Annotated in this window: 23 protein-coding genes; 16 read left to right on the top strand and 7 right to left on the bottom strand. The window is 74.0% G+C overall.

Features of this window, described 5'->3' with window-relative positions:
* The first annotated feature begins 98 nt into the window (after positions 1-98).
* The 6 genes from IE329_RS25100 (at position 99) to IE329_RS25075 (ending at position 7,386) form a co-directional block, all read left to right on the top strand.
* Positions 99-1,376, top strand: a complete 1,278-nt coding sequence (locus tag IE329_RS25100) for an extracellular solute-binding protein (RefSeq protein WP_190213234.1) — start codon at positions 99-101, stop codon at positions 1,374-1,376.
* A gap of 2 nt (positions 1,377-1,378) precedes the next feature.
* Positions 1,379-2,380, top strand: coding sequence for a carbohydrate ABC transporter permease (locus tag IE329_RS25095; protein WP_190213233.1), 1,002 nt, complete (start codon positions 1,379-1,381; stop codon positions 2,378-2,380).
* A 5-nt stretch (positions 2,381-2,385) separates the two neighbouring features.
* Entirely contained in the window at positions 2,386-3,252 is an 867-nt protein-coding gene (locus IE329_RS25090) for a carbohydrate ABC transporter permease (protein WP_190213232.1), read from the top strand.
* A gap of 217 nt (positions 3,253-3,469) precedes the next feature.
* The gene (locus tag IE329_RS25085) at positions 3,470-5,842 is read left to right on the top strand and encodes a beta-xylosidase/alpha-l-arabinosidase (RefSeq protein WP_190213231.1); all 2,373 of its coding nucleotides are present in this window, start codon (positions 3,470-3,472) and stop codon (positions 5,840-5,842) included.
* Positions 5,843-5,975: 133 nt separating this feature from the next.
* Positions 5,976-6,782: a molybdopterin-dependent oxidoreductase gene (locus tag IE329_RS25080; protein ID WP_229927735.1), complete on the top strand. Its 807-nt coding sequence runs from the start codon at positions 5,976-5,978 to the stop codon at positions 6,780-6,782.
* On the top strand, positions 6,724-7,386 hold the full coding sequence (locus IE329_RS25075) for a cytochrome b/b6 domain-containing protein (RefSeq protein ID WP_190213230.1): 663 nt from the start codon (positions 6,724-6,726) through the stop codon (positions 7,384-7,386). Before IE329_RS25080 ends, IE329_RS25075 begins: the two co-directional genes overlap by 59 nt.
* A gap of 143 nt (positions 7,387-7,529) precedes the next feature.
* On the opposite strand, the gene IE329_RS25070 is transcribed toward IE329_RS25075, so the two are convergent.
* Positions 7,530-8,111: an NUDIX hydrolase gene (locus tag IE329_RS25070; protein ID WP_190213229.1), complete on the bottom strand. Its 582-nt coding sequence runs from the start codon at positions 8,109-8,111 to the stop codon at positions 7,530-7,532.
* Between the two features lie 188 nt (positions 8,112-8,299).
* Between IE329_RS25070 and IE329_RS25065 the strand changes: the two genes are divergently transcribed.
* Positions 8,300-9,556 (top strand): serine hydrolase domain-containing protein, encoded by a 1,257-nt coding sequence (locus IE329_RS25065; RefSeq protein WP_190213228.1) that lies wholly within the window; start codon positions 8,300-8,302, stop codon positions 9,554-9,556.
* Positions 9,557-9,652: 96 nt separating this feature from the next.
* Here IE329_RS25065 and IE329_RS25060 read toward each other — a convergent pair whose 3' ends face one another.
* On the bottom strand, positions 9,653-9,976 hold the full coding sequence (locus IE329_RS25060; RefSeq protein ID WP_190213227.1) for a nuclear transport factor 2 family protein: 324 nt from the start codon (positions 9,974-9,976) through the stop codon (positions 9,653-9,655).
* Positions 9,977-10,193: 217 nt separating this feature from the next.
* Here IE329_RS25060 and IE329_RS25055 point away from each other — a divergent pair, with 217 nt between their 5' ends.
* The 4 genes from IE329_RS25055 to IE329_RS25040 all read left to right on the top strand — a co-directional run bounded on the left by IE329_RS25055 (position 10,194) and on the right by IE329_RS25040 (position 12,749).
* The gene (locus IE329_RS25055; RefSeq protein WP_073925421.1) at positions 10,194-10,622 is read left to right on the top strand and encodes a DUF6325 family protein; all 429 of its coding nucleotides are present in this window, start codon (positions 10,194-10,196) and stop codon (positions 10,620-10,622) included.
* A 7-nt stretch (positions 10,623-10,629) separates the two neighbouring features.
* Positions 10,630-10,980, top strand: a complete 351-nt coding sequence (locus IE329_RS25050) for an SHOCT domain-containing protein (protein WP_190213226.1) — start codon at positions 10,630-10,632, stop codon at positions 10,978-10,980.
* A 133-nt stretch (positions 10,981-11,113) separates the two neighbouring features.
* A complete protein-coding gene (locus tag IE329_RS25045) occupies positions 11,114-11,500 on the top strand; it encodes a hypothetical protein (RefSeq protein WP_190213225.1) in 387 nt (128 codons plus the stop codon).
* 79 nt (positions 11,501-11,579) lie between these two features.
* Positions 11,580-12,749: a polymorphic toxin type 44 domain-containing protein gene (locus IE329_RS25040; RefSeq protein ID WP_190213224.1), complete on the top strand. Its 1,170-nt coding sequence runs from the start codon at positions 11,580-11,582 to the stop codon at positions 12,747-12,749.
* 86 nt (positions 12,750-12,835) lie between these two features.
* Here IE329_RS25040 and IE329_RS25035 read toward each other — a convergent pair whose 3' ends face one another.
* From IE329_RS25035 to IE329_RS25025, 3 genes are all read right to left on the bottom strand, one after another.
* Positions 12,836-13,171 (bottom strand): DUF779 domain-containing protein, encoded by a 336-nt coding sequence (locus IE329_RS25035; RefSeq protein WP_373311283.1) that lies wholly within the window; start codon positions 13,169-13,171, stop codon positions 12,836-12,838.
* A gap of 16 nt (positions 13,172-13,187) precedes the next feature.
* The gene (exaC, locus tag IE329_RS25030; RefSeq protein WP_190213223.1) at positions 13,188-14,711 is read right to left on the bottom strand and encodes an acetaldehyde dehydrogenase ExaC; all 1,524 of its coding nucleotides are present in this window, start codon (positions 14,709-14,711) and stop codon (positions 13,188-13,190) included.
* Positions 14,712-14,946: 235 nt separating this feature from the next.
* Positions 14,947-15,903 carry a terpene synthase family protein gene (locus IE329_RS25025; RefSeq protein WP_190213222.1) on the bottom strand — a complete coding sequence of 319 codons (957 nt, stop codon included), beginning with the start codon at positions 15,901-15,903 and terminating at the stop codon, positions 14,947-14,949.
* 253 nt (positions 15,904-16,156) lie between these two features.
* Here IE329_RS25025 and IE329_RS25020 point away from each other — a divergent pair, with 253 nt between their 5' ends.
* Positions 16,157-19,294, top strand: coding sequence for an ATP-binding protein (locus IE329_RS25020; protein WP_229927733.1), 3,138 nt, complete (start codon positions 16,157-16,159; stop codon positions 19,292-19,294).
* 211 nt (positions 19,295-19,505) lie between these two features.
* Positions 19,506-20,630, top strand: coding sequence for an aldose epimerase family protein (locus IE329_RS25015; RefSeq protein ID WP_229927732.1), 1,125 nt, complete (start codon positions 19,506-19,508; stop codon positions 20,628-20,630).
* Positions 20,631-20,691: 61 nt separating this feature from the next.
* Here IE329_RS25015 and IE329_RS25010 read toward each other — a convergent pair whose 3' ends face one another.
* Complete coding sequence (locus IE329_RS25010; protein ID WP_190213221.1) at positions 20,692-21,225, bottom strand: GNAT family N-acetyltransferase; 534 nt, start codon at positions 21,223-21,225, stop codon at positions 20,692-20,694.
* A 51-nt stretch (positions 21,226-21,276) separates the two neighbouring features.
* On the opposite strand from IE329_RS25010, the gene IE329_RS25005 reads away from it, so the two are divergent.
* Positions 21,277-21,975, top strand: coding sequence for a helix-turn-helix transcriptional regulator (locus IE329_RS25005; protein ID WP_190213220.1), 699 nt, complete (start codon positions 21,277-21,279; stop codon positions 21,973-21,975).
* A gap of 139 nt (positions 21,976-22,114) precedes the next feature.
* On the opposite strand, the gene IE329_RS25000 is transcribed toward IE329_RS25005, so the two are convergent.
* Positions 22,115-23,329 (bottom strand): globin domain-containing protein, encoded by a 1,215-nt coding sequence (locus IE329_RS25000; RefSeq protein ID WP_190213219.1) that lies wholly within the window; start codon positions 23,327-23,329, stop codon positions 22,115-22,117.
* 456 nt (positions 23,330-23,785) lie between these two features.
* Here IE329_RS25000 and IE329_RS24995 point away from each other — a divergent pair, with 456 nt between their 5' ends.
* Both IE329_RS24995 and IE329_RS24990 read left to right on the top strand, forming a co-directional pair.
* Positions 23,786-25,063, top strand: a complete 1,278-nt coding sequence (locus tag IE329_RS24995; RefSeq protein ID WP_190213218.1) for an extracellular solute-binding protein — start codon at positions 23,786-23,788, stop codon at positions 25,061-25,063.
* Positions 25,064-25,159: 96 nt separating this feature from the next.
* Entirely contained in the window at positions 25,160-26,161 is a 1,002-nt protein-coding gene (locus IE329_RS24990; protein ID WP_073925432.1) for a carbohydrate ABC transporter permease, read from the top strand.
* The last annotated feature ends 9 nt before the right edge of the window (positions 26,162-26,170 follow it).

Here is a 26,170-nt window from a genome sequence, read left to right as displayed (position 1 = left end):
ACGTCGGCCTCCGGTGCGGGTCGGCCCGAGCGCCGGTTGCTCCGCACGTCGACGCAATATCGAAACTTTCGCAATGAGCGACTGTCACGGAGGAAGCAATGTCCATTCGCAGACGTACGTACGGCGCCCTGGTCATGGCGGCGGCCCTCGCCCTGGTCACGGCCTGCGGCAGCGGCGGCAGCTCCGGGTCGGACGCCGCCGGCGGCGCCACGACCTGGTGGCACAACGGCACCCAGGACCCGCTGAAGTCGGTCTGGGAGCGTGCCGCCGCGGCCTACGAGAAGGCGCACCCGGGTGCGAAGCTCGACGTGGTCCCGATCCAGAACGAGCAGTTCCCCACCAAGGTCCCGCTGGCCCTGCAGTCGGACAACCCGCCGGGCGTCTACTTCAACCAGGGCGGCGGCCTGCTGGCCACCCAGGCCGGGTCCGGCCGGGTCGCGGACATCACCGACCGCACCAAGGGCTGGATCAAGGACCTCGGGCCGGCGGCCCAGGGCTGGGCGTCGGACGGCAAGCAGTACGGCGTCCCCTACGCCTCGCACGTGGTCGGCTTCTGGTACCGCAAGGACCTGTTCGCCAAGGCCGGCATCACCAAGGCACCGGCCACCCTGGACGAACTGAAGTCCGCCGTCACCGCGCTGAAGGCCGCGGGCACCGTCCCGATCGCCCTCGGCGGCAAGGACCGCTGGCCCGACGCCTTCTACTACAACTACTTCGCCGTCCGCGAGTGCAGTGTCGAGACGCTCAAGTCCTCGGTGGCGAAGGCGAAGTTCACCGATCAGTGCTTCACCCGGGCGGGCCAGGACGTGATCGACCTGATCGCGCTGAAGCCCTTCCAGCCCGGTTTCAACGGGACGCCCGCCCAGCAGGGCACCGGCAGCTCGGCCGGCATGGTCGCTGCCGGCCAGGCCGCGATGGAGCTGCAGGGCGACTGGAACCCGGGCGTGATGCAGGGCCTGACCGCCGACCCCGCCTACAAGGCCGAGCTCGGCTGGTTCCCCTTCCCTTCGATCGCCGGCGCGGCGGGCGACCCGTCGGTCGCGCTCGGCGGCGGTGACGGCTTCTCCTGCACCGTCAAGCAGGCCGACGCCTGCGTGGACCTGCTCAAGTACCTGACCAGCGCCGAGGTGCAGACCGACCTGATCAGCTCCGGGGCGGCCACCATCCCGGTCAACCCGGCGGCGGAGGCCGCGATCAAGGACCCGGTGGTCAAGGAGGTCTTCACCTACAACTCCAAGGCGAGCTACGTGCAGGTGTACTTCGACGTCGCGCTGCCCACGGCGGCCGGCCAGGCGCTCAACGACGCCGTGGCGAACCTCTTCGCCGGCCAGGGGGACGCCGGATCGGTCGCCCGGGCCGTGAACTCGGCAGGCTGACCATGACCACCCTCGACCACGCGGACGCCGCCCGCACCGGCGCCCGTCCGGGACCGCCCGGCGCCGGCGCGGCCGCGCCGCAGGGCAGGAGGCGCAGCGGGCGCCGGCTGAGCGTCCGCAGCCGCTGGGAGCTGGCCCTGCTGCTCACCCCGGCGCTGGTGCTGTTCGTCCTGTTCGTGCTGGTGTCCATCGCGGCGGCCGTCTACTACAGCTTCTTCGACTGGAACGGCTTCGGGCCGCCGACCAGGCTGGTCGGCTTCGCCAACTACACCAAGGCCCTGGCCGACCCGATGTTCCAGGGCGCCGTCCGGCACAACCTGCAGTTCGCCGCCCTGTCGGTCGTGGTCCAGCTGCCGCTGACCCTGGGACTCGCCCTGCTGCTCAACGGCCGGTTCCGCGGCCGGGCGGTCCTGCGGCTGATCGCCTTCACCCCGTACGTGCTGTCCGAGGCGATCACGGCCGTCGCCTGGCTGGTCATGCTCCAGCCGGGCGGCGCGGTGGACGAGGGCCTGCGCAGCGTCGGCCTGGACGGCCTGGTGCACGAGTGGCTCGCCGACCAGCACCTGGTGCTCTACACCCTGTTCGTCGTCGCCACCTGGAAGTACATCGGCTTCGGCGTGATCCTCTTCCTGGCCGGCCTGCAAGGAGTGCCGGCCGAACTGCGCGAGGCGGCCGCCCTGGACGGCGCCACCCAGTGGCAGACGACCCGCAAGATCGTGCTGCCGCTGCTCGGCCCGACCATCCGGATCTGGATCTTCCTGTCGGTGATCGGATCCCTGCAACTGTTCGAACTGGTCTGGATCATGACGCTCGGCGGCCCGGCCGGCTCGTCCGCCACGATGGCCACCTACGTCATCGACCGCGGCTTCCGCCGGTACCAGTTCGGGTACGGCAGCGCGGTCGCGGTGCTCCTGTTCGCGGTCTGTTTCGTCTTCGCCCTGCTCTACCAGCGCTTCGCGTTGCGACGCGACACCGCCGGAGCCCTGTCCGGAAGGGTCGACTGATCCCCATGGCCCTCATCGCCCCGCGCCGGGCGTCCGCGCCCGGCCGCCGCCCCGGCACCCCGCTCTCCACCGCCGCCCGCTACCTGGCCGCGCTGGCCGTGGTCGGCGTCACCGCCGTGCCGCTGCTCTTCGTCGTCCTGGGAGGCTTCCGCACCAACGCCCAGATCAACGCCCACCCGACGGGCTGGCCGCACCCCTGGGTGTTCGCCAACTACACCAGGATCCTCGGTTCCTCGTCCTTCTGGCGGTTCCTGTTCAACAGCACGGTCATCGCGGTGACCGCGACCGCCCTGACGGTGGTGCTGGGAGCGATGGCGGCCTACGCGCTGTCGCGGTACGCCTTCCGCGGCCGGGAGGGCCTGTACACGCTGTTCGCCGTCGGGCTGCTCTTCCCGCTGGGCGTCGCCTCCCTGCCGGTCTACCTGCTGCTGCGCCAGCTCCACCTGCTGGAGACCTGGTACGGGGTGGCCCTGCCGCAGGCAGCCTTCGGGCTGCCGGTGACGATCGTCGTGCTGCGCCCGTTCATGGCGGCGATCCCGGGCGAGATCGAGGACGCCGCCGCGGTGGACGGCTGCACCCGGCTGGGCTTCTTCTGGCGGATCCTGCTGCCGCTGGCCCGCCCGGCGCTGGTCACCGTCGCCGTGCTGGCGTTCCTCGGCAGCTGGAACGGCTACCAGCTCCCGCTGCTGGTCTTCAACGACCAGTCGCACTTCACGCTGCCGCTCGGCGTGGCCACCTTCCAGTCGCAGTACTCGCAGGACACCGCCAGCATCCTGGCCTTCACCGCGCTCTCGATGCTGCCGGCCCTGGCGTTCTTCGTCTTCGCCGAACGCCGGATCGTCGGCGGGATGACGGGGGCGGTCAAGGGCTGAACCGGCCGCCGCCCGCTGCCGCAGCCCCGCTCCGCCCCTGCCCGCTCCGCCCCTGCCCCTCGTCCCCTCCCCGCCCCGGCCCGCACGGCGCCGCCCACCGCACCGCGTCGTCCGGCACCCGGCGCCGTGCCGTCCACCGCGCCGTGCCCCGGGGCGCGCCGTCCACCACCACTCCGTCGTCGACCTCGACAACGTCCCCCGAGAGGAACCCCATTCGATGGCGATCCATCCGAGCCCTCCCGCCCCGGCGGCCGCGGGCGCCTGGCGCGACCCCTCGCTCGACCCGCAGGCCCGGGTCGACGACCTGATCGGCCGGATGACCCTGGAGGAGAAGACGGCCCAGCTGTACGGCGTCTGGGTGGGGGCCGACTCCGCGGGGGACGGTGTCGCCCCCCATCAGAACGCGATGTGCGACCCGGTCGACCTCCCGGCCCTGATCACCCGCGGCCTCGGCCAGCTGACCCGGCCGTTCGGCACCGCGCCGGTGGACCCGGCCGTCGGCGCCCTGGCCCTCGCCCGCGCCCAGCAACAGGTCGTCGCCGCGGGCCGGTTCGGCATCCCCGCGCTCGCGCACGAGGAGTGCCTCGCGGGCTTCACCACCTGGGGCGCGACCGCCTACCCCGTCCCGCTCGCCTGGGGCGCCACCTTCGATCCGGGCCTGGTCGCCGAGATGGCCGACCGGATCGGCCGGGACATGCGCGGCGTCGGCGTGCACCAGGGGCTCGCCCCCGTGCTGGACGTGGTCCGCGACCTGCGCTGGGGCCGGGTGGAGGAGACCATCGGCGAGGACCCGTACCTGGTGGGCACCATCGGGACGGCCTACGTGCGCGGCCTCCAGTCGGCCGGGATCATCGCCACGCTCAAGCACTTCGCCGGCTACTCGGCCTCGGCGGGCGCGCGCAACCTGGCGCCGGTCCGGGCCGGCGCGCGGGAGCTGGCCGACGTCGTCCTGCCGCCGTTCGAGATGGCCGTCCACGAGGGCGGTGCCGACTCGGTGATGCACTCCTACGCCGAGATCGACGGCGTACCCACCGCCGCCGACCCCGACCTGCTGACCGGACTGCTCCGCGACACCTGGGGGTTCGGCGGCACGGTGGTCGCCGACTACTTCGGGATCGGGTTCCTGGAGACGCTGCACCGGGTCGCCGCGGACCGGCCCGACTCCGCCCGCCTCGCGCTGACCGCCGGCGTCGACGTGGAACTCCCCACCGTCCGCGCCTACGGCGAGGCCCTCGTCGGGGCGGTCCGCGACGGCGCCGTCGCCGAGGAGCTCGTCGACCGGGCGCTGCGCCGGGTCCTGCTGCAGAAGTGCCGGCTCGGGCTGCTCGACCACGACTGGTCCCCGATCCCGCCCGCGCTCCGGGCCGCGGACGGGCCCGGCGGACCGGAGCCGGTCCGCGGCAGCGTGGACCTGGACTCGCCGGCCAACCGCGCGCTGGCCCGGCGGCTGGCCGAGCAGTCGGTCGTGCTGCTCGCCAACCGGGACGGAGCGCTGCCGCTGGCCGGCGCCGGCCGGATCGCCGTGGTCGGGCCGCGCGCCGACGACCCGTTCGCCATGCTGGGCTGCTACTCCTTCCCCGGCCATGTCGGGGTCTCGCACCCCGGGGTGCCGCTCGGCATCACGATCCCGACCGTGCTGGAGGCGGTCCGGGCCGAGTTCCCCTCCGCCGAGGTGACGTTCGCGCCGGGCTGCGACGTCGACGGACCCGGCCGGTCGGACCTCCCGGCCGCCGTGGCGGCCGCCCGGGACGCGGACGTCTGCGTGGCCGTGCTCGGCGACCGCGCCGGACTGTTCGGGCGGGGCACCTCCGGCGAGGGCTGCGACGCGGCCGACCTGTCGCTGCCCGGCGTCCAGGCGGAGCTGCTGGACGCCCTGCTGGCCACCGGCACCCCGGTCGTGCTCGTACTGCTGACCGGCCGGCCGTACGCGCTGGGCCGGTGGGCCGGCCGGCCGGCGGCCGTGGTCCAGGCGTTCTTCCCGGGGGAGGAGGGCGGGCCCGCCCTCGCCCGGATCCTCTCCGGCCGGGTCAACCCGTCCGGCCGGCTGCCGGTCGGCGTCCCGCGCGGACCGGGCGGTCAGCCGTGGACCTACCTGCAGCCGCCGCTCGGCCTGGCCAACGAGGTCAGCAACCTCGACCCGACCCCGCTCTTCCCCTTCGGGCACGGGCTGTCGTACACCTCGTTCGCCTGGGAGCCCGGCCCGGCGGGCACCGGCGGGCTGCCCACCGACGGCAGTACGGACGTCGAGGTCACCGTCCGCAACACCGGTGACCGCGACGGGACCGAGGTGGTGCAGCTCTACCTGCACGATCCGGTCGCCCAGACGACCCGCCCGGACGTGCGCCTGGTCGGCTACGCGAAGGTCCCGCTGTCCGCCGGCGAAGCCCGCCGGGTGCGCTTCCGCTTCCACGCCGACCTGGCCTCCTTCACCGGGCGGTCCGGCCGGCGGATCGTCGAGCCCGGGGCGCTGGAGCTGCGGCTGGCGGCCTCCAGCACCGATGTCCGGCACACCGTCCGGCTCGACCTCACCGGCCCGGAGCGGATCGTCGACCACCGGCGGCGGATGATCTGCGACGTGTCGCTGGACTGAGGCCCGGGGGGCGGGGCCGGGCGGCTCGGTACGGCCGGGCGCCCCGCCCGCCCCGGGTCGGAGGAAGTGACGAAACTCTGACGTCCGCCGCCGGAGCCTGGCCCCGGCGTCGCCGACCTGGTCGAATTGAGTGGTGAACGACAACCCCGCCGGTGACGGCACGCCGTCCAGGCCGGATCCACCCCGGCCCGGTCCGCCCGCGGCGCCCGGCGCCGCGCCCGGGCCCGCCGCGCCGGCCGGCCGCGGCACACCCGTCGGGCGCCGGGTCGTCCTCGGCATGCTCGGCCTGGGCGTCGCCGGCGTCGCGGCCGGGCCGTACCTCCAGCGGGCGGCCGACACGGTGGTGTCCAAGGTCAGCGAGAAGGACCCGACCGGCCTGACCGGCCTGCTGCCCGGCGGCGGGTTCCGCTACTACTCGGTGGTCGCCTCCGTCCCCACCCGGACGGCCGAGGACTACACCCTCACCGTCGACGGCCTGGTCGACCGGCCGAGCACCCTGCGCCTCGCCGACCTGGAGGCGATGCCGCAGACCAGGATCGTGCACGACGTCCAGTGCGTCACCGGCTGGCGGGTGCCCGGCACGCCCTTCGAGGGGGTGCGGCTGTCGCACCTGCTGGACGCCGCCGGGGTCCGGTCCGGGGCCACGGCGGTGCGCTTCACCTGCTTCGACGGCAGCTACAGCGAGAGCCTCACCCTCGACCAGGCGCGCCGCGAGGACGTCCTGGTCGCGCTGCGGATGGAGGACGGCCCGGTGACCCACGCGCACGGCGGCCCGGTGCGCCTCTACGTGGCGCCCATGTACTTCTACAAGTCCGCGAAATGGCTCTCGGGCATCACCCTCACCTCCACCGTCCAACCCGGCTACTGGGAGCACTACGGCTATGACGTCGACGCCTGGGTCGGACGGTCCAACGGACGCGACGACGCCCCCACCGGCTGACCGGTTCGCCCGCTTCGCGCGCGCCGAGCGCTGGGTGCACCGGGGCACCTCGGCGCTGATGCTCACCTGCCTGGCGACGGCCGCCTGCCTGTACGTGCCGGATCTCGCCCAACTGGTCGGCCGGCGGCGGCTGGTGGTCGTGGTGCACGAGTGGGCGGGGCTGCTGCTGCCCGTCCCGCTGCTGCTCGGCCTCGGCTCGCGGGCGCTGCGCGCCGACCTCAGCCGGCTGGGGCGCTTCGTCCCGCAGGACGGCGAGTGGCTGCGGGCGGTGCGCCGCCGCTCGCCGCGCCGCCCGGCCGGCAAGTTCAACGCCGGGCAGAAGCTGTACGCGGCCTGGATCTCGGGGGCGGCCCTGGTGATGCTCGGCACCGGGCTGCTGATGTGGTTCACCCACCTCGCGCCGCTGGTCTGGCGGACCGGCGCGACCTTCGTCCACGACTGGCTGGCGCTGGCGGTCGGCGTGGTGGTGCTGGGGCACGTCTGGATGGCCGTCCGCGACCCGGAGGCCCGCCGCGGCATGCGCACCGGGACGGTCGACCGGCTCTGGGCGGTGCGGGAGCACCCGGACTGGGACGGGGACGGGCCCGCCGGCCAGGGGCCCTGACCAGGGCGGGGTGCTGACCGGGGCGGGGCCCCGACCAGGCCAGGGGCGCTGACCGGGGCGGGGCCGGACGGACCCCGTCCCCGTCCCGACCCACCCGCCGGGGCCGGAGACGGGATCGGGCCCGGGGCCGGGCGTCCGTCCGGTCAGGAGGCCGAGAACTCCAGGTAGCGCCGGTACGCCTCCCGGCCGTCCGGGACGAAGTCCCACTCGGTGAGCCGCGCCGCCAGCTCCGCCCCGGTCAGCCAGTCGTGCCAGGCGACCTCCTCCACCTGCGGGGCGACCGGGCCGTCCCAGAGGGCCTCGTACACGTCGCACCACCAGGAGAGCCGGTCCTGCTCGAAGAGGTACTTGAAGAGCGGGCGGGGCCGGACGCCGCTCACCCCGAGCTCCTCCTCGGCCTCGCGCACGGCCGCGGCCTCGTACGTCTCCCCGGCGCCGACCACGCCGCCCACGAACATGTCGTACGCCCCGGGCGCGAACATCTTGGTGTCCGTCCGCCGGTGCACGAAGATCCGCCCCTGCGGGTTCCGGACCAGGATGAAGACGCAGCGGTGGGTCAGCCCCAGCCGGTAGACCTCGCGGCGCGGCGCCGTGCCGGTCACCCGGTCCTGCGCGTCGACGACGTCCAGCAGTTCTTCGGCGGGGTCGGCGGGGTCGGCGGGCCCCGGGGACGCACCGGCGGGGACGTCCGGCCGGCCGGCGGCGGGCGTGGTGTGGTCGGTCATGGCGATCACGGTACCGACGCCCCGGCCCCGGTGCGGGCAGGTCCCCGGGACGCGGTCCGGATAGGGTTTCGACGAGGGCGGCAACCGGATCATCGGATGATCGTCCGGAACGGCTCGCGGGCCGGGACCCACGGCGGCGGGCCGGACCGCCGGCCGTACCAGTCGGACACGTCGGAGAAGGTGGCGCGGTGGAGATCTGGGGCGAGACGGCCGAGGGCTTCGAGCCGGTGCGCGAGGCGTTCACCCGGAACTTCCGCGAGTACGGCGAACTCGGCGCGGCCTTCGCGCTGTACGTGCGCGGACGCAAGGTGGTCGACCTCTGGGGCGGCGACTCCCGCCCCGAGGTCGGCGGGCGGCCCGCACCGGCGGTGCCCTGGACGGCCGACACCGCGCAGGTGCTCCGCTCCGTCACCAAGGGCCTGACCGCCGCCGCCGCCCTGCACCTGGCCGAGCGCGGGCTGCTCGACCTGGACGCGCCGGTCGCCTCCTACTGGCCCGAGTTCGCAGCCGAGGGCAAGGGCCGGCTGCCGGTGCACTGGCTGCTCTCCCACCAGGCCGGGCTGCCCGCCCTGGACGTGCCGCTGCGCCTCGAGGACGTCCTCACCTGGGAGCCGGCGGCCGCCGCCGTCGCCGCCCAGGCCCCCGCCTGGGAGCCCGGCGCGGCGCACGGCTACCACCCGTACACCTTCGGCTGGCTGGTCGGCGAGGTGATCCGGCGGGTCAGCGGACGCACCGTGGGCCAGTACTTCGCCGAGGAGATCGCCCGCCCGCTGGGGCTGGACCTGTGGATCGGCCTGCCCTCCGGTGCCGCGCCCCGGGTCGGCAGGCTGGTCGACCTGCCCGCCCCGGAGGCCGCCCAGGCCGGGCCCTCCGGGCTGCGGGTGCGGCCCAAGCAGGCCGTGGTCGACGCCTACCGCGACCCCGCCTCGCTGACCGCCCGGGCCTTCGCCTCGGTCCGCTCGGTGGTGAACCTCAACGACCCGGCCGTGCAGGCGGCCGAGATCCCCGGCGCCGGCGGTATCGGCACGGCCCGCTCGCTGGCCCGCTTCTACGCCGCCCTGATCGGCGCCGCCGACCGCGACGGCTGGGCCTCCGGCGAGCCCTCCGCGGCCTCCGGCTGGGAGATGCCCCCGCGGCCGCTGCTCGGGCCCGCGCTGCTGGCCAGGGCGATCGGCCCGGCCGTCAGCGGCCCGGACAAGGTCCTGATCGTCAACTCGACCTTCGGCCTCGGGTTCTTCCGGCACGGGCCGACCTCGCTGATGGGGTCGCCCGCCAGCTTCGGGCACCCGGGCCGGGGCGGCTCGCTCGGCTTCGCCGACCCGGAGCTGGGGATCGGCTTCGGCTACGTGACCAACGGGATGCAGCCGGGCGTGACGGGCGACATCCGCTCCCGCACCCTGATCAAGGCCGTCCGGGACTGCCTGGCGGTGACCGGACGGGGCTGACGCCCGGACCGGGCCCGCCGGGGCCTGACGCCCGGACCGGCCCCGCCGGGGCGGAGCCGGCCCGGGCCGCCGGGAGACCGGGAGACCGGGGGAGGGTCAGGCCTGGCCGGTCTCGAAGCGGGTGATCTTCCCGCCGTCGACCGTGAACCGCCAGGCGGTCCGCATCTCGCCCCAGGTGTCGTTGCGGTAGTCGGCGATCAGCGCCCGCCCGGCGGAGGACTCCGACCGGACGTCCATGTGCCCGCGCGAGGAGAAGATCTCCCGCTCGGTCCAGTCGTCGAGGTCGCGGTCGCTCCCGTCGTCGGACATCGTCGCGCCCGGCGCGAGGGTCTGGCGGAACGCCTCCCGGTCGCCCGCGTTGATCGCGGCTACCAGCGCGCGGACCGCCGGGTCCGACAGTTTGTCAACGGCGATGGCCATCGGTTCTCTCCTTGGGGTCGGTGTCGCGCCCGGCCGGGGCCGGCGTCGCGCACGATGAGCGGGCGGCCCCGCCCGGAAAGCGCCGGGCGCGGCCCCTTCTCCACGGTGAGGGCAGCCGCCGCCGCAGCCGCGATCCGCGCGCGGCGCGTCGGCGAATCGGTCCGTTCGTGTGTTTCCATCCGCCTATGGGTGAATCGCGCGCCGAAGGGAGCCCGGCATGGGGCCGGCCGAACTGCTCGTCCTGACGTTCCCGCAGGAGACCATCACCATCGAGGCCGCGGCGGCCCTGGCCAAGCTGAGCACCGGCGGCGACATCAGGGTGATCGACTCGCTGGTGGTCACCCGCCGCCCCGACGGCGAGACCACCTACGGCGAACTCGCCGACTTCGAGCACCTCGACGGGGTGGTCCCCGGCGGCGGCGCCGAACTCCCGCTGATCGGGCCGGAGGACGCCCAGGAGGCGGCCGAACTGCTGGAGCCGGGATCGGTGGCACTGATCGTCCTGATCGAGCACGTCTGGGCGCAGGCCGCCGCCGACGCCCTGCGGGCGGTCGGCGGGCGGATCGCCTCCGGGGTGCGGATCCCGCCGGAGAACATCGAAGAGGCCGTCCGCGCCGCCGAGGCGCGCCGTGCGGCCGGGAAGTGAGGACGACGTGTTCAGACCCATGCGCCCGATCCGCCCGCTGCGGGTCCGCCGCCCGGTAGGGGCCCCGCTGGTCCGCGGACTGGTGGTGGGCGGGGCGGTGTACGCGGCCGGCCGCGCCGCCCGCCCGCCGGCGGACGGCCGGCCGGGCTGGCCGCCGTACCCGGCGCCCGCCCCGGGCAGCCCCGGCACCCCCGCCGCCGCGCCCGGCCCCGGGGCGGCCGAGGGTGCCTCCGGCCCCGCCCCGCTGCCCGGGCCCGACCTGGCCGACAAGCTGACCGAGCTCGGCCGGATGGTCCGGCAGGGCCTGCTCACCCCCGAGGAGTTCAGCACCGCGAAGGCGCTGCTGCTGGGCGCCTGACGACGCGTTCCCCCGGCCCGTCCGGGCCGGCCGCGCGCCGCCCCGGACCAGGGGCGCGGGCCGTGTCCGTTAAGATCATCGGCACGGCTCCGGGGGGAGACTCTCCCGGACGACCAGCAGCACGGGGGAGAACATGGCAGTCAGCGGTACCGAATCAGGCCTGCCCGGAACACGGCTGAACAGCGCGCAGCCGGCCGACGGCGCGAGCGGCGGCATCAAGGTGAACCCGACGGCGCTCCGGCTGGCGGCCGGCGCCGCCCACGACATCGCGGTCGCGCTGGACGCCGCCCGCGTCCCCGAGGAACCCAGCTACCGCGCGGCCGACAAACTGCGGGCCCAGCAGTTCGAACTCGGCGCGGCCCTCGGCGACGCGGCCGCGCGCTGGCGCAAGCAGCTGGCCTCGGTGACCGAGGCCGTTGACCTCACCAGCCGCAACCTCACCATCAACGCCGACGGGCACAGCGCCACCGAGACCGCCATCGCGAGCCGGATGACCGAGATCGGCGCGCACTACCACTGAGCCGTCGCCGACCGGAACCGGCCGCAGCACCCGCCCGCCGTCCGCGGGCCGACGACACACGACAGCCTCGGGGGAACGCATGATCAGCTACGAACAGGTGCTGGCCGCACCGCTGGAAGAACTGGCCGAGGCCGCCGCCCGGTGGCAGGCGGCGATCAAGCCGCTCGGGGAGCAGCAGGACGCCTACCGGGACCGCGTGATCGTCCCGGTCCGCGACTCCGACTGGCAGGGCGCGGACGCCGACGCGGCCAAGCCCTTCATGGACAAGGTCTCCAAGGAGCTCCGGGACGCCACCAAGGAGGCCGAGGCGATCCACGGCGTGCTGGTGGACGCCCACCGCGAGATCGAGATCGCCCGCCTGGAGCTCCGCCGGCTCACCGACGCGCAGGCCCCGAAGCTGGGCCGGACCATCGGGCCGGGCGGTGAGGTGAAGCCGCTGCGCCCGGTGACCACCGACTCGGAGACCTGGGGCATCCATGTCGACTACTGGCACGCCGTGGCAGCGGAGAAGGAGGTCAACGACCAACTCTCCAAGGAGATCATCAACGCCCGGGCCCGGGCCCACGAGGCGGACCGGGCCGCGGCCTGGGCGCTGTGGCAGGACACCGGCGCCGACGACATGGAGTTCAACCCCGGCGGGTACGCGGACGTGAACGCCGCCAAGGGCGGGCTGGGGGAGTACAAGTACCGGGAGTCGTCCGAGTTCATCTTCGGGGAGATGAGGACCAACAGCGCCTCCCCCGAGGTGGCGAAGATCCGGACCCTGATGAGGACCAGCGAAGGGCCCCTGGGCATGATCTCGCCGGGGGCCGGGCTGGGCTCCCGGGGCACCGGCCTGGCGCTCTGGTACCAGCTGGTGAAGACCGGCGGCCCGTGGGACCACAAGCCGCAGCTGGAGAAGAAGTTCGACCTGCAGTCGAAGAACGACTTCTACTTCAAGGTGCCCGGCCGTGAGCTGTCGGTGTCGGACGACATCTACTCCAACATCCACTACGGCTACGTCGGCCGGGCCGCCGGCATCAGCCGCCCGGAGCTGATGGAGGGCGCCAACGGCGGTATCGCCAGCACCGGGACCAACGACCCCGGCGACGACATGTCGATGAAGGCCGGGATGGACCTGTACGAGAAGTACGGCGACACCATGACCAAGGAGCAGATGGACGCGGCGATCCTGAAGCTGGTCGACGACATGGACGCCCGGCGGCGGGCCGGGGACACCGCCATGACGCAGGTGCGCCCCTTCCCGTAGCCGGCCGGCCCGCCGCCCGTGGCGGTCGCGGGGGCCGGCCGGTCCGGCGCAGCGGCTCCGGCCCGCGCCGCCCGGCCGGCCCCGGGTCAGGCCTCCAGCAGCCGGGAGCGGGTCAGGAAGCGCAGCCCGGTCGGCGTTTCGAGGGAGAATCCGCTGCCGCGGCCGGGCACCACGTCGATGGTCAGGTGGGTGTGCGACCAGTAGGCGTACTGGTCGCGGCCGATCCAGACCGGGATCGGGTCGAGGCCGTCCACCAGCAGCTCGCCGAGCAGGTGGTCGGCCTCCGAGGTGAGGAACTCCCCGGCCGGGTAGCACATCGGTGCCGACCCGTCGCAGCAGCCGCCGGACTGGTGGAACATCAGCGGGCCGTGCTCGGCCGCCAGCCGCTTCAGCAGGTCGGCGGCCGCGCTGCTGACGGCCACCCGGGAGACGGCCACCCTAGAAGAACCCGAGGGCCTGCGGCGAGTAGCTCACCAGCAGGTTCTTGGTCTGCTGGTAGTGCTCCAGCGCCACCCGGTGGGTCTCCCGGCCGATGCCCGAGTTCTTGTAGCCGCCGAAGGCCGCGTGCGCGGGGTAGGCGTGGTAGCAGTTGGTCCACACCCGGCCCGCCTGGATGGCCCGCCCGGCCCGGTAGGCGACGCTGCCGTCCCGGCTCCAGACGCCCGCGCCCAGCCCGTACAGGGTGTCGTTGGCCAGGTCGATGCCGTCGGCGAAGTCGTCGAAGCGGGTGACCGCGACCACCGGGCCGAAGATCTCCTCCTGGAAGATCCGCATGCTGTTGTCGCCCTCGAAGACCGTCGGCGCGACGTAGTACCCGCCGGCGAGCGCGCCGCCGAGGTCGGCCCGCTCGCCGCCGGCCAGCACCTTGGCGCCCTCGGCCTGGCCGATCTCGATGTACGCGAGGATCTTCTCCAGCTGGTCGTTGCTGGCCTGCGCGCCGACCTGGGTGTCGGTGTCCAGCGGGTTGCCCTGGCGCATCGCCCGCACCCGCTCCAGGCCGTCGCCCAGGAAGCGGTCGTAGATCGAGGACTGGATCAGCGCCCGGCTCGGGCAGGTGCAGACCTCGCCCTGGTTGAGGGCGAACATCGCGAAGCCCTCCAGCGCCTTGTCGTAGAAGGCGTCCTGCTCGGCCGCGACGTCGGCGAAGAACAGGTTGGGGCTCTTGCCGCCCAGCTCCAGGCTGACCGGGATCAGGTTGCTGCTGGCGTACTGCAGGATCAGCCGGCCGGTGGTGGTCTCACCGGTGAAGGCGATCTTGCGGACCCGGCTGCTGGACGCCAGCGGCTTGCCGGCCTCCACCCCGAAGCCGCTGACCACGTTCAGCACGCCGGCCGGCAGCAGGTCGGCGATCAGGTCGACCAGCAGCAGGATGGACGCCGGGGTCTGCTCGGCGGGCTTGAGCACCACCGCGTTGCCGGCCGCGAGCGCCGGGGCGAGCTTCCAGACGGCCATCAGCAGCGGGAAGTTCCACGGGATGATCTGGCCGACCACGCCCAGCGGCTCGTGGAAGTGGTACGCCACCGTGTCGTCGTCGATCTGCGAGAGGCCGCCCTCCTGGGCCCGCAGGGCGCCGGCGAAGTAGCGCAGGTGGTCGACGGCGAGCGGCAGGTCCGCGGCCAGCGTCTCGCGCACCGGCTTGCCGTTCTCCCAGCTCTCCGCGACGGCCAGCTCCTCCAGGTGCCCGGCCATCCGGTCGGCGATCCGCAGCAGCACCTGGGCCCGGTCGGCGGGGGAGGTGCGGCCCCAGGCGGGGGCGGCGGCGTGGGCCGCGTCCAGGGCCGCCTCGATGTCCTCGGCGGTGCCCCGGGCGACCTCGCAGAATGTCTCGCCGGTCACCGGGGTCGGGTTCTGGAAGTACTGGCCGCGGACCGGGGGCCGCCACTCGCCGCCGATCCAGTGCTCGTACCGGGGGCGGTAGGTGACGATGCTTCCGGGCTGTCCGGGGGGCTGGTAGACCGTCATGCTTCTGGTGACTCCTCGCTGCGACGGGCGCCGCCCCGGCCCGCCCGGGGCGGCGTGTCGGGCCGCGGGGCGGCCCGGCGGAAGGAACTGGCAGATGCTCGATCCGGGCATCCGTCCACCGGGGTGGAGCCGGGTGCCCGCCGCCGTGCACACTAGCCCGGTGCGGCGCCGCCCGCCACGGTGCGTACGGGGACGCCCACGGAAGGTGGCGGTCCGCCCGTCCGCGGGGCCGGGGTCAGGCCATCCGGTAGCGGCCGGTCCTGGCCTCCCAGTGCAGGTAACCGGCGAGCCAGTCGGTCAGGCCTTCCGCGTACCGGTGCGCGAGCGCCCGCTCGGCCGGGCTCAGGCCCAACGCCAGGTAGGTCTCAGGGAGTTGGGTGACCAGCTCGGTGCAGCGGCCGATCATCAGCTGGGCCTCGGCGGTCACCAGGGCGCAGGCCGCCTCCGCGGAGCAGCCGTGCTCCCGCTGGACGATCATCACCAGGTTGTTGACGTCACCGGTGGGGGCCTCCTTGGGGTAGGAGCGGACGTCGTTGCTGAGCGACGGTATGTCGGCCGCCAGCTGGCGGAGTTGGCGCAGGACGGGGTGGTGGTGGGCGGCCAGCGGGACCTGGAAGCGGCCGAGCCGTTCGATCATGTCGAAGATGGTCTCCATGGCGGCGGTCCCGCGGCGCAGCGCGAGGTAGCCGTCACGGTCCGGGGGTCTCTCGGAGATCCGGCCGGCCGCCTCGGCGGGATGGCTGGCGAAGTACCACTCCCAGTTGTAGGCGGCGCGCGCCCTCCAGCGGGCGGGCATGCCGACGACGCTGCGCTCCCAGAGGTCGGCGAACGCGGTCTCGGCGGGGGAGTGCGGATCGGGCTTCGCGCCGTGGAGTACCGCCGCGAGCCGGTCGCAGATGACGGCGACCTCGGCGGGGCGGCGGCCGAGCGGCCCGTCGAACTGGTCGTCGAAGAGGAAGTAGAAGCCCATCAGGTCTGCGGCGAGGGCGAGTTCCTCGGGGCCGGCGTCGGGGTAGCCGAGGGCGGCGAGGTCGACGACCTCCCAGTGCGCGTAGCCGGCGTGGCCGACGGCGCCGTCGGCGTGGAGCAGCGGATGCCGCTCCAGCCAGGCCCGATGAAGTCCGGCCGCCTCGGCGGTGTGGGGATTGCGCCGATGCGGGAAGGGATTGCGAAGTGAGCTGCCGTCGGACATCGGGCTCCCAGTGTCGTGGGGGGTCGTGGGTCACTTGCCGCAAGATCAACTGCGCCCCGCGGGGCTGAGGGTATCTGATGGAATGATCGGACGTTAGGGATATCAGGGCAATTGCCCTGGGCGCCGGTTCCGAACCCTCGATCTCCCCCTCGGCCTGCGCGAATGCCGCCCCAAGCGCCCCCGGCGGCGCTAGTGTCGGCGACAGGGCCATGGATCGGCAGGACCATGGATCGGCGAGGCGGAGGGTGCAGCGGTGGCCGAGGGAAGCGAACTGCGGGGCGGGGACGGGCGCGCGGACGGACGCGAGGCCGAGGGCGGGCTGACGGACCGTCTGCCTGGCGCCGGCCCCGGCCCTGACGCGGGGCCGGACCCCGAGACCCGCCGCGAACCCGAAGGCCACCGAAAGCCCGGGGCCGGCGGTGAACCCGGGGCGGGCGGTCGGTCCGAGGACCGTCCGGCCGGGCCGGCCGCCGCCGGGAGCCGGACCAAGCTGCGCGACCGCGACTCCGAGGTCCACTCGGCCGAACTCGCCGTGGAGAAGCTCTGCCGCGAGTTCGCGGCCGGCGGCACCGAGATCGGCGAACTGCTGATCTTCTCCGGCCAGGCGGGCCTCGGGAAGACCAGCCTGCTGCACGAGGTCCGCCGGCGCGCCCACACCCGGGAGCGCTGCACCGTCCTGTTCGCGCGAGGCGGCGAGCAGCAGTACACCGAGCCGTACCACGTCCTGCGCCAGCTGCTCCAGCCGGTGCTCGGCGGCCTCACCGAGTCGGAGCGCCACGAGGTCTTCGGCAACTGGTACGACACCGTCGGCCCCGCGATCGGCCTGTTCCGCCCGGGCAGCGAGGCGGTCGCCATCGACCCGCAGGGCATTCGCGACGGCCTCGACTACGTGCTGACCCAACTCGCCCCGCGCCGGGCCCCGTTGGTGATGATCGTCGACGACCTGCACTGGGCCGACCTGGAGTCGCTCAGCTGGCTCTCGGCGTTCGCCGTCCGCTCCCGCGAACTCCCCGTGCTGCTGGTCACCGCCTACCGCGACGGCGACGAGTTCACCCCGGAGGCCCTCCCGTTCCAGCAGGCCATCGCCGGCCAGGCCACCCGGCGGCACGAACTGCGCCCGCTCACCCCCGACTCGATGTCGGAGATCGTCCGCGACGCGCTCGGCCCCGGGGCCGAGGAGCCGTTCTGCTACGAGGTCTGGTCGGTCACCCGCGGCAACCCCTACGACGCCACCGCCCTGATCGGCAAGGTCATCGACCAGGACCTCGAACCGGTCGAGGAGAACACCCCGATGCTCGGCGAACTCGCCGCCGAGGCACGCGGGATGACCCTCAAGACCTGGCTGGAGAAGCTCGGCACCACCACCCTGCGGTTCGCCTGGGCCGCCGCCCTGCTCGGCACCGACATCAACCCCGGCCTCGCCACCCGGATCTCCGCGCTGAGCCAGGAGGCCGCCCGCGAGTCGGTCAAGCAGCTGCGCAAGCACCGGGTGCTCACCCAGGTGCCCGGCGGGAACCTGGAGTTCGTCCACCCGCTGATCGGCACCTCGATCTACAAGACCATGCCGGACGCCGCCCGCACCGGCATGCACCGCGTCGCCTTCACCGAGATCGAGAACGCCGGCCTCGGCCTGATCGCGGCCTCCCGCCACCTGATCGCCACCCACCCCGAGGGCGACGACCGGACGGTGCGCAAACTGCGCCGCGCCGCCGCCGAACACCTCGCCATCGGCGCCCCCGAGGCGGCCCAGGCCTGTCTGAAGCGCGCCCTCAGCGAGCCGCCGGACGAGGACTACCGGGCCGAGGTGCTGTACGAACTCGGCTGCTCGGCACTGCTCACCGACCCGGTCGCCACCGTCAACCAGCTGCGCCTCGCGCTCGACCCGGACGAAGGGCTGCGCCCCGAACTGCGGGTGGACGCGACCTTCCGGCTGTCCGAGGCGCTGGCCCACAGCGGCCAGCTGATCGCCGCCGCCCAGGTCTGCAGGGACGAGATCGCCCGCACCAAGGACCCGGCGGGCCGGCTCCGGCTGGAGGCCGCCTCCCTGATGTGGCAGGCCTGGCAGAAGGCCGAGGAGGACGGTCCGGCCCGGTCGCGTCGGCTGGAGGAGCTCTGGCGCGGGCTGCAGGGGCGCGGCACCGCCGAGCGGGCCGTCCTGGCGATGCGGGCCTGGGACCTCACCCTGCGCGGCGAGCCGGCCGCCGTGGCGCTCTCGCTGGTGGAGGAGGCGCTGGAGGACGGCCGGCTGCCCGACGGCCTGCAGTGGACCAACACCACCTGGGGCTTCGAGCTGCCCGCCATCATCGGGCTCACCTGCACGTACACCGACCGGCTGGCGCTCGCCGAACGGCTGTTCTCCGACGCCATCATGGAGTTCGAACTGGCCGGCTGGAGCGGCGCCCACCGCGGCTTCGCCTACTTCCTGATGGGACTGACCAGGTTCCGCCGCGGCCTGCTCGCCGAGGCCGAGGACTTCCTGCGCCGGGGCCTGCGGCTGTCCGAGCGGATCGGGCCCGGCCTGCCGCTGCAGTGGGACACCGTCGGCGTGCTGATCGACACCCTGCTCGCCCGCGGCCGGGTCGACGAGGCCTGGGAGCTGTCGCAGAAGTACAACTTCGGGCCGCCCTACCACCCGACCGCGATGGTGCTGCCCGACGCGCCCTCGCTGTACGGCAAGCTGCTGCTCGCCAAGGGCAAGCACGTGGCCGCCGCGGCCACCCTCACCCGGGTCGGCGGCGAGCTCGCCGAACGCGGCTGGCACAACACGGTGTGGGCGCCCTGGGCCGGTCACCTCGCGGTCGCGCTGGCCCGCGAGGACCCGGACCGGGCCTGGGAGTTGGCCGAGGAGTCGGTCGAGCGGGCGATGACCTTCGGCGCCGCCTCCGCGATCGGCACCGCGCTGCGGCTGCACGCCGAGATCGCCGACGGGCCGAAGGCGGTCGAGCTGCTGGAGCTCGCGGTCACCCACCTCGGGCAGTCGCCGGCCGGCTACGAGCACGCGGTCGCGCTGGTCGACCTGGGGTGCGCGCTGCGCCGGGTCGGCCGCCTGGAGGACGCCGCCGAGTACCTCTACCAGGGCATCGAGCTGGCCCAGCACTGCGCCGCCGACGGTCTGGTGGACCGCGCCCGCCGGGAGCTGGCCAAGTCCGGCCTGCGGCCGAACCGGCTGCGCTCGGTCAGCAAGGACGCGCTCAGCCAACCCGAGTGGGAGGTGGCCGCGCTGGCCGTCAAGGGCGTGCCGGCGCCGCGGATCGCGCAGGAGCTGGGCGTGCCGCTGAGCCTGGTGCACCGCAGGCTGGCGGCCGTGCACCGGAAGGCGGGCACCGGCACGGAGGGGCTGGCGGCCGCGCTCGGGCTGAGCACCGAGCGGCCCGATCCGGCGGAGGACTGAGCCGGGGGACGGCCGGGCCGGCGGCAGGCCGGACCGGGGCTCCGGCCGCCGGGGCGCGCGGGGCCGGTCGCGGCTCCTCGCGCCCCCGGCCCCGATAGGCTGTACCCCCCGATAGGCTGTGCGCCGGGAGCGACATGATCGCTCATACTCGAACAGATATCGACGCGAGGCGGCCTCCGGCCGGGCCTCGGCGGCCACTGAGGAGCAGGTCATGGCGATGCACCGGGCGGGCGGGCAGGACACCGGCGAGGGCGGCGGCGGAGCGGGGGCGGACGTGCCGGGGACGACGGTCGAGCACGGGCCCTTCGAGCCCGCCGGCGCCGGCGCCGCCTTCGAACGCTGGACCCTGCGGGCCGGCCCGTACGAGGCGAGCGTGCTGACGCTCGGCGCCACCCTGCACACCCTGCGGGCCCCCGACCGCACCGGCGCCACCGCCCAACTGCTGCTCAGCAGCGACGAACTGGCCCACGTGCTCGGCCCGGCCCGGCACTACGGCGCCACCGTCGGCCGCTACGCCAACCGGATCTCCGGCAGCCGGGTCACCATCGACGGCGTGGACCACCCGCTGATGCCCACCGGCAACGGCGTCACCCTGCACGGCGGCCCGGACGGCTTCGCCAACCGGATGTGGCAGGCGGAGGAGATCCCGGGCGGGGTCCGGCTGCACCTGCACAGCCCGGACGGCGACCAGGGCTTCCCCGGCGGGCTGGACGTCCAGGTGAGCTACACCCTCTCGGCGGCGGGCGAGTTGACCATCGCCTACCACGCCACCTGCACCCACCCCACGGTCGTCAACCTCACCAACCACGCGTACGTGAACCTGTCCGGCGAGGGCAGCGGCGACGTCCTCGGCCACCTGCTGACCGTCGACGCCGACGCGTACACCCCGGTCGACGAGCGGCAGATCCCCTACGGCCCGTACGAGCCGGTGGCCGGGACGCCCTTCGACTTCACCGTCGCCCGGCCGGTCGGCAAGGCCATCCACGACCACCACCCCCAGCTGACCGGCCCCGGCGGCTACGACCACAACTGGGTGCTGCGCGAGCGCCCCGCCGACGGGACCCCGGCCCGCGCGGCCCTGCTGGAGGACCCGGTCTCCGGCCGCACCCTGGAGGTCCTCACCACCGAGCCGGGCCTGCAGGTCTACACCGCCAACGGCTTCACGGGCGCGGTGAGCGGCGCCGCCGGGGTGCCCTACGGCCCGTACTCGGGCATCGCCCTGGAGACCCAGCACCACCCGGACTCGCCGCACCAGCCCGACTACCCGAGCACCGAGCTGCGGCCCGGCCAGGAGTTCCGCTCCACCACCGTGCTGCGGCTGGGCGTCACCGACTGACCGGCCGGCCCCTCGGTGACCGGCGGGGCAGCGGTGCCGGGCGCCGGGACCGGGCGCCGGCTCAGGCCGGGTCGTCCGGCCCGGGGGCGGCCGCCGGCCCGGGCTCGCGCCGCATGCAGAGCCTCGTCCAGCGGTCCAGGCCGTGCGCGGCCTCCTGCCGGCGGATCTCCCGCAGCCCGGCGGTCACCTCGTCGGCGGCCAGTGGACGGAACCCGCAGCGCGCGTAGTAGGGGGCGTTCCACGGCACCTCGGCGAAGGTGGTGAGGGTCAGCGCGGCGCCGCCGCCGAGCTGCGCGAGATGGTCGATCAGCGCCCGGCCGAGGCCGCGCCGGGCGTGGTCCGGGTGGACCGACACCTGCTCGATGTGGAGGGCGCCGTCCACCGGCTCGGCGATCAGGTAGGCCACCGGCCGGTCCGCGGCGTCCACCACCGCCAGGGCGGTGCCCCCGTCCAGGTAGCGGGCCAGCTCCGCCACCGGCAGCGGCTCGTCGTCGGCGATCTCCGGCATGCCGATCTCGCGGAAGCACTCGCCGGCCGCCCACTCGATCGCGCGGAGCAGCGGCAGCTCGTCCCTCGTCACGGTTCTGATGCGCATCCGGCCAGTCTCCCCGGCCTGGTGGCGGGCGGGCCACCGTAATATGGCCGCATGGACAGCAGCGACCCCGGCGTGCACAAGGCGCTGTCCGCGCCGGCCCGGCGGGCCCTGCTGGCGACCCTGACCGAGGCGTCCGGCCCGCTCGACATCGAGCAGTTGGCCCGCGCCCTCGACCTGCACGTGACCACCGTCCGGCACCATCTCACCGCCCTGGTCGAGGCCGGGCTGGTGGAGGTGCGCCGCGCCGGGCCGGCGGCCGGCCGGGGCCGGCCCCGGCTGCGCTACGCCGCCGCTCCCGCCCGTGAGCAGCTGGCGGCCTACCGGACCCTGGTGGAGGTGCTCTCGCTCGGCTACGGCACGGACCCCGCCGAGCGCTCGGCCCGGGCGGAGCGGGCCGGCCGCGACTGGGGCGCCGCCGAGCCGGACCGGGCCGGGGACGAGCCGGACCCGGCCGGTCCGGCGGTGTCGGACCAGGTGCTGGCCGAGCGGGTGCTGGCGGAGGCCGAGGGCTGGGGCTTCGGCCCGGAGCTGACGGCCGGCGGCGCGCGGGTGCTGCTGCACAACTGCCCGTTCCAGCAGAACGCCGAGAGCCATCCCGAGGTGGTCTGCGCCGTGCACCAGGGCATGCTGGACGCGATCGCCGAGCGGGCCGGCCGCCCGGGCGGGCTCGTCCTGCGGCCGTTCTCCGCCCCGGGGGTCTGCTCGATCGACGTCGCGCGGGCGAAGCCCGGCCCGCCGCCGGCGGCCTGAGCGGGAGCGCCCCGCCCCGGGCGCGGGCCGCGGGGCGGGGCGGGCGGACCGGCGCCCCGCCCCGCGGCCCCTGGGACGCCGGCCCCCTGACGCCCCGGCAAGGTGACGGGCGGGCAGGGCCGGTGCCCGGCGCGGTCCGTCAGCTCCCGGCGAGCCAGAGGTCCGGGCCGAAGACCTCGTAGTGCACGGCCTGGGCGGGAACCGCGCGCCGGAGCAGGTCGGCCCGGGCGGCGCGCATGAAGGGGAGCGGGCCGCAGAGGTAGGCCTGCACCCCGGCGGGCAGCTCGACGGCCGAGAGGTCGACCAGGCCGGCCTCGCCGTGGCCGGCGGCGTCCTCCTCGTACCAGCGGTGCAGCACCCCGCCGGGCAGGGCGGCGACCAGCTCGGCGAGTTCGTCCGCGTGCGCGTGGTCGGCGGGGGAGCGGTCGCCGTGGACGACGGTCACCCGGCGGGTGGAGCCGGTGCGGACGAGGTGGTCGAGGATCCCGGTGATCGGGGTGCAGCCGATGCCGGCCGAGGCGAGCAGCAGCGGCGGTTCGCCGTCGGGGCCGGCCTCAGCGTCCGGCTCGGGCAGGGTGAGGTCGCCGAAGGGCAGCGAGACGGTCAGCTCGTCGCCGGGCCGGACGTGGTCGTGCAGCCGTCCCGAGACCTCGCCGTCCGGGCCGCTCCCGCCGTGCACCCGCTTGACCGTGATGCGCCAGGCCGCCGCGCCGGGCGCGGCGGAGAGGCTGTACTGGCGGATCTGCCGGGCGCCGTCGGCGAGCCGGACGGCGACGCTCACGTACTGGCCGGGACGGAAGGCGGGGGCCGGTCCGCCGTCGGCCGGCCGCAGGGTGAACGAGACGGCGTCGCGGCTCTGCCGGTGCCGCTCGACCACGGTCATCCGCTGCCAGACCTGGCCCGGCTCGACGCCGGCCTCCTGGTAGTGCTTGGCCTCCAGGGCGATGAGTTCGCCGGCCATCAGCCAGTAGACCTCGTCCCAGCCGGCCGCGACCTCGGGGGTGACGGCGTCGCCCAGCACCTGGACGATGGCGCGGAACAGGTAGCCGTGGACGATCTTGTACTGGTCGGCGGTGATGCCCAGCGAGGCGTGCTTGTGGGAGATCCGGGCGAGCATCGCGCCGGGCCGCTCCCCGGGGTGCTCCACCAGCATGGTCGCGTAGGCCGCGATCGCCCCGGCCAGGGCGGAGCGCTGGGCGCCGCTGGCCTGGTTGCCCCGGTTGAAGAGGTCGCGTTCCAGCTCGGGGTGGTCGGCGAACATCGTCTCGTAGAACAGCGGCGTGATCTCGCCGATGGCCCCGCCGACGGCGGGCAGGGTCGCGCGGACGATCTCGGTGGACTCGGGGGAGAGCACGTGTTCCTCCAGGACGAAGAGAGCGGGACGGCGGGCCGGCCGAAGGCAGGCCCGGGAGGCCCGCCGGCGGTCCGGCGGGTACTGCCCGCTCAATATAAAGGATAGCCATCCTTTTTATTCAATGTCAGTGACATGCCAACAAGCCGCCTGCAAGGACGGGCTGAAACCTTGCAGGGGGGGTGGCGCTCCACTGTGGGCATGCCAAGCCGCCCGGCAAATCCGGACATTGCTCGGCAAAATCGTCGCCGTTGGACTACCGCACGGCTACGTCGAGGACACACGGACGTAACGATCCCAGGATCTTGCAGAAACTTGCTGCAAGACCTTTCCGCAGCGATTGCATCGCTGTTACGTTCCTCCCCAAGCCCGACGGCCGCAACGGCGCAGTCGGCACGGGACAGCCATTATGCGCGGTCCTCCACCATCTCGGGCACCCCCACCTTTCTAGGAGTTCTCATGCGGCGTGGCATCGCGGCCTCTGCCCTTGTTGCGGCCCTCGCGGTCTCGATGGCTGCTTGCAGCAGCGGCGGCTCCAGCTCCGACACCAAGGCCGACGGACCGGTCACCATCACCTACTGGGACACGTCGAACGCCACCAACGAGGCGCCGAACTACCAGGAGCTCGCCAAGAAGTTCGAGGCCGCCAACCCGAACATCAAGGTCGACTTCGTCAGCGTCCCGTTCGACCAGGCGCAGAACAAGCTGCAGACCGCCATGGGTGCCAAGGGCGCGCCGGACGTCTTCCGCTCCGAGGTCGGCTGGACCGCCGCCTTCGCCAAGGCCGGTTACCTGGAGGCGCTGGACGGCACCCCCGCCGCCGCCGACGCCAACGCCTTCCAGCCGAGCCTGATCCAGCAGGCCAAGTACCAGGGCAAGCTCTACGGCGTGCCGCTGGTGACCGACACCCTCGGCCTGCTCTACAACAAGGACCTCTTCACCAAGGCCGGCATCACCGCCGCCCCGAAGACCTGGGACGAGCTGAAGACCGACGCCGCCGCCCTGAAGGACAAGGCCGGCGTGGACGGCTTCTGGATGCGCGCCGGTGACGGCTACTACGCGATGCCGCTGCTGTTCGGCGAGGGCACCGACACCGTCGACGCCGCCGGCAAGAAGATCACCATCACCTCGCCGGAGGCCGCCAAGGCCGTCGAGACCTACAAGACCCTCTTCACCGCGCCCGGCACCGCCAAGGCCGACGTCACCAGCGACTCCTACGCCCACATGATGGACGCCTTCAACAGCGGCAAGGTCGCGGCGATCATCCAGGGCCCGTGGGAGATCACCAACATCTACAAGGGCACCGCGTTCGCCGACAAGGCCAACCTCGGCATCGCCCCCGTCCCGGCCGGCTCCTCCGGCAAGGCCGGCGCCCCGACCGGTGGCCACAACGTCTCGGTCTACGCCGGTGCCGACGCCGCCCACAAGGCCGCCGCCGAGAAGTTCGCCGCGTTCATGACCTCGGCCGAGAGCCAGGCCTTCATCGCGCAGAAGAACTCCACGCTGCCGACCCGCGCCGACGCCTTCACCCCCGAGGTCAAGGCCAACCCCGGCATCGCCGGCTTCCAGGCCGTGCTGGCCAGCGCCAAGCCCCGTCCCGAGCTGGCCGAGTACAGCTCGCTGTTCGCCTCGCTGGGCACCAACCTCGGCAAGGTCGTCCAGGGCACCAGCACCCAGGACGGCCTGAGCACCATCGCCACCGACTACGCGAAGCTCCTCCCGGACTTCAGCAAGTAGTGGACCCCGGCCGTGGGGAGCAGGGCCCCGCGGCCACCCTCGTTCGAACAGCAGTCGCCGAGTCGGGCTGCGGATCTCTCGAAAAGGTGTCAACAAATGGCAGTCGCCGTGCAGGGTGCACCCAGCAAGGGCAGCCGTGACCGCGAACCGCGTCCCGGCCTCGTGGAGCGCTTCAAGCGCTCGTACAGCAAGCACTGGTACGCCTACGTGATGATCGCACCGGTCGTCCTGGTGCTCGGCGTGCTCGTGCTCTACCCGCTGATCGAGGGCATCTGGCTCACCCTCACCGACGCCACCAGCCTCAACTCGGCCCGCCAGATCGGCGTCAACAAGGTCCCCGCCAGCTACAACTTCATCGGCCTGCACAACTACGCCGACATCCTCTGGGGCCCCGGCTCGTACGACCGCTTCTGGTCGCACTTCGTCTGGACCATCGCCTGGACCGTGCTCTGCGTCTGCCTGCACTACTCGCTGGGCCTCGGCCTCGCCCTGCTGCTCAACCAGAAGCTGCGCGGCCGCGGCGCCTACCGGCTGCTGCTGATCCTGCCCTGGGCCGTGCCCACCTTCGTGACCGTCTTCTCCTGGCGGCTGATGCTCTCCGACGGCGGCGCCGTCAACACCGTGCTCGGCGCACTGCACCTGCCCGAGCCCGGCTGGCTCGACGACCCGCTCGGCCAGAAGGCCGCCGCGATCCTGGTCAACACCTGGGTCGGCGTGCCGTTCATGATGATCTCGCTGCTCGGCGGGCTGCAGTCGATCCCCGCCGAGCTGTACGAGGCGGCCGAGATGGACGGCGCCACCGCCTGGCAGCAGTTCCGCCACGTCACCCTGCCGGGGCTGCGCACCGTCTCCAGCACCGTCGTGCTGCTCGGCGTGATCTGGACCTTCAACCAGTTCGCGGTCATCTTCCTGCTGTTCGGCAACGGCGCGCCCGACGCCCAGCTCCTGGTCACCTGGGCCTACCGGCTCGGCTTCGGCCAGCAGCCCCGCGACTACGCCCAGTCGGCCGCGTACGGCGTGATCCTGCTGTCCATCCTCATCGTCTTCACCTCCTTCTACCGGCGCTGGCTGGCCCGCAACGAGCAGGCGAACGGCTGACGGCCACCC

It is taken from the genome of Kitasatospora indigofera (assembly GCF_014655955.1).
Taxonomy (GTDB): domain Bacteria; phylum Actinomycetota; class Actinomycetes; order Streptomycetales; family Streptomycetaceae; genus Kitasatospora; species Kitasatospora indigofera.
The sequence above is the reverse complement of the archived record's forward strand: the minus strand, read 5'-3'. Positions and strand labels throughout refer to the sequence as shown.

Bases quoted from the DNA above. Each gene is read 5' to 3' on its own strand.
- IE329_RS25015 (WP_229927732.1), top strand. From the start codon at position 19,506: ATGGCGATGCACCGGGCGGGCGGGCAGGACACCGGCGAGGGCGGCGGC.
- IE329_RS25055 (WP_073925421.1), top strand. From the start codon at position 10,194: ATGGGGCCGGCCGAACTGCTCGTCCTGACGTTCCCGCAGGAGACCATC.
- IE329_RS25070 (WP_190213229.1), bottom strand. From the start codon at position 8,111: ATGACCGACCACACCACGCCCGCCGCCGGCCGGCCGGACGTCCCCGCC.
- IE329_RS25025 (WP_190213222.1), bottom strand. From the start codon at position 15,903: ATGTCCGACGGCAGCTCACTTCGCAATCCCTTCCCGCATCGGCGCAAT.
- IE329_RS25005 (WP_190213220.1), top strand. From the start codon at position 21,277: ATGGACAGCAGCGACCCCGGCGTGCACAAGGCGCTGTCCGCGCCGGCC.
- IE329_RS25095 (WP_190213233.1), top strand. From the start codon at position 1,379: ATGACCACCCTCGACCACGCGGACGCCGCCCGCACCGGCGCCCGTCCG.
- IE329_RS25045 (WP_190213225.1), top strand. From the start codon at position 11,114: ATGGCAGTCAGCGGTACCGAATCAGGCCTGCCCGGAACACGGCTGAAC.
- IE329_RS24990 (WP_073925432.1), top strand. From the start codon at position 25,160: ATGGCAGTCGCCGTGCAGGGTGCACCCAGCAAGGGCAGCCGTGACCGC.
- IE329_RS25090 (WP_190213232.1), top strand. From the start codon at position 2,386: ATGGCCCTCATCGCCCCGCGCCGGGCGTCCGCGCCCGGCCGCCGCCCC.
- IE329_RS25075 (WP_190213230.1), top strand. From the start codon at position 6,724: ATGACGTCGACGCCTGGGTCGGACGGTCCAACGGACGCGACGACGCCC.
- IE329_RS24995 (WP_190213218.1), top strand. From the start codon at position 23,786: ATGCGGCGTGGCATCGCGGCCTCTGCCCTTGTTGCGGCCCTCGCGGTC.
- IE329_RS25100 (WP_190213234.1), top strand. From the start codon at position 99: ATGTCCATTCGCAGACGTACGTACGGCGCCCTGGTCATGGCGGCGGCC.
- IE329_RS25040 (WP_190213224.1), top strand. From the start codon at position 11,580: ATGATCAGCTACGAACAGGTGCTGGCCGCACCGCTGGAAGAACTGGCC.
- IE329_RS25085 (WP_190213231.1), top strand. From the start codon at position 3,470: ATGGCGATCCATCCGAGCCCTCCCGCCCCGGCGGCCGCGGGCGCCTGG.
- exaC (WP_190213223.1), bottom strand. From the start codon at position 14,711: ATGACGGTCTACCAGCCCCCCGGACAGCCCGGAAGCATCGTCACCTAC.
- IE329_RS25010 (WP_190213221.1), bottom strand. From the start codon at position 21,225: ATGCGCATCAGAACCGTGACGAGGGACGAGCTGCCGCTGCTCCGCGCG.
- IE329_RS25060 (WP_190213227.1), bottom strand. From the start codon at position 9,976: ATGGCCATCGCCGTTGACAAACTGTCGGACCCGGCGGTCCGCGCGCTG.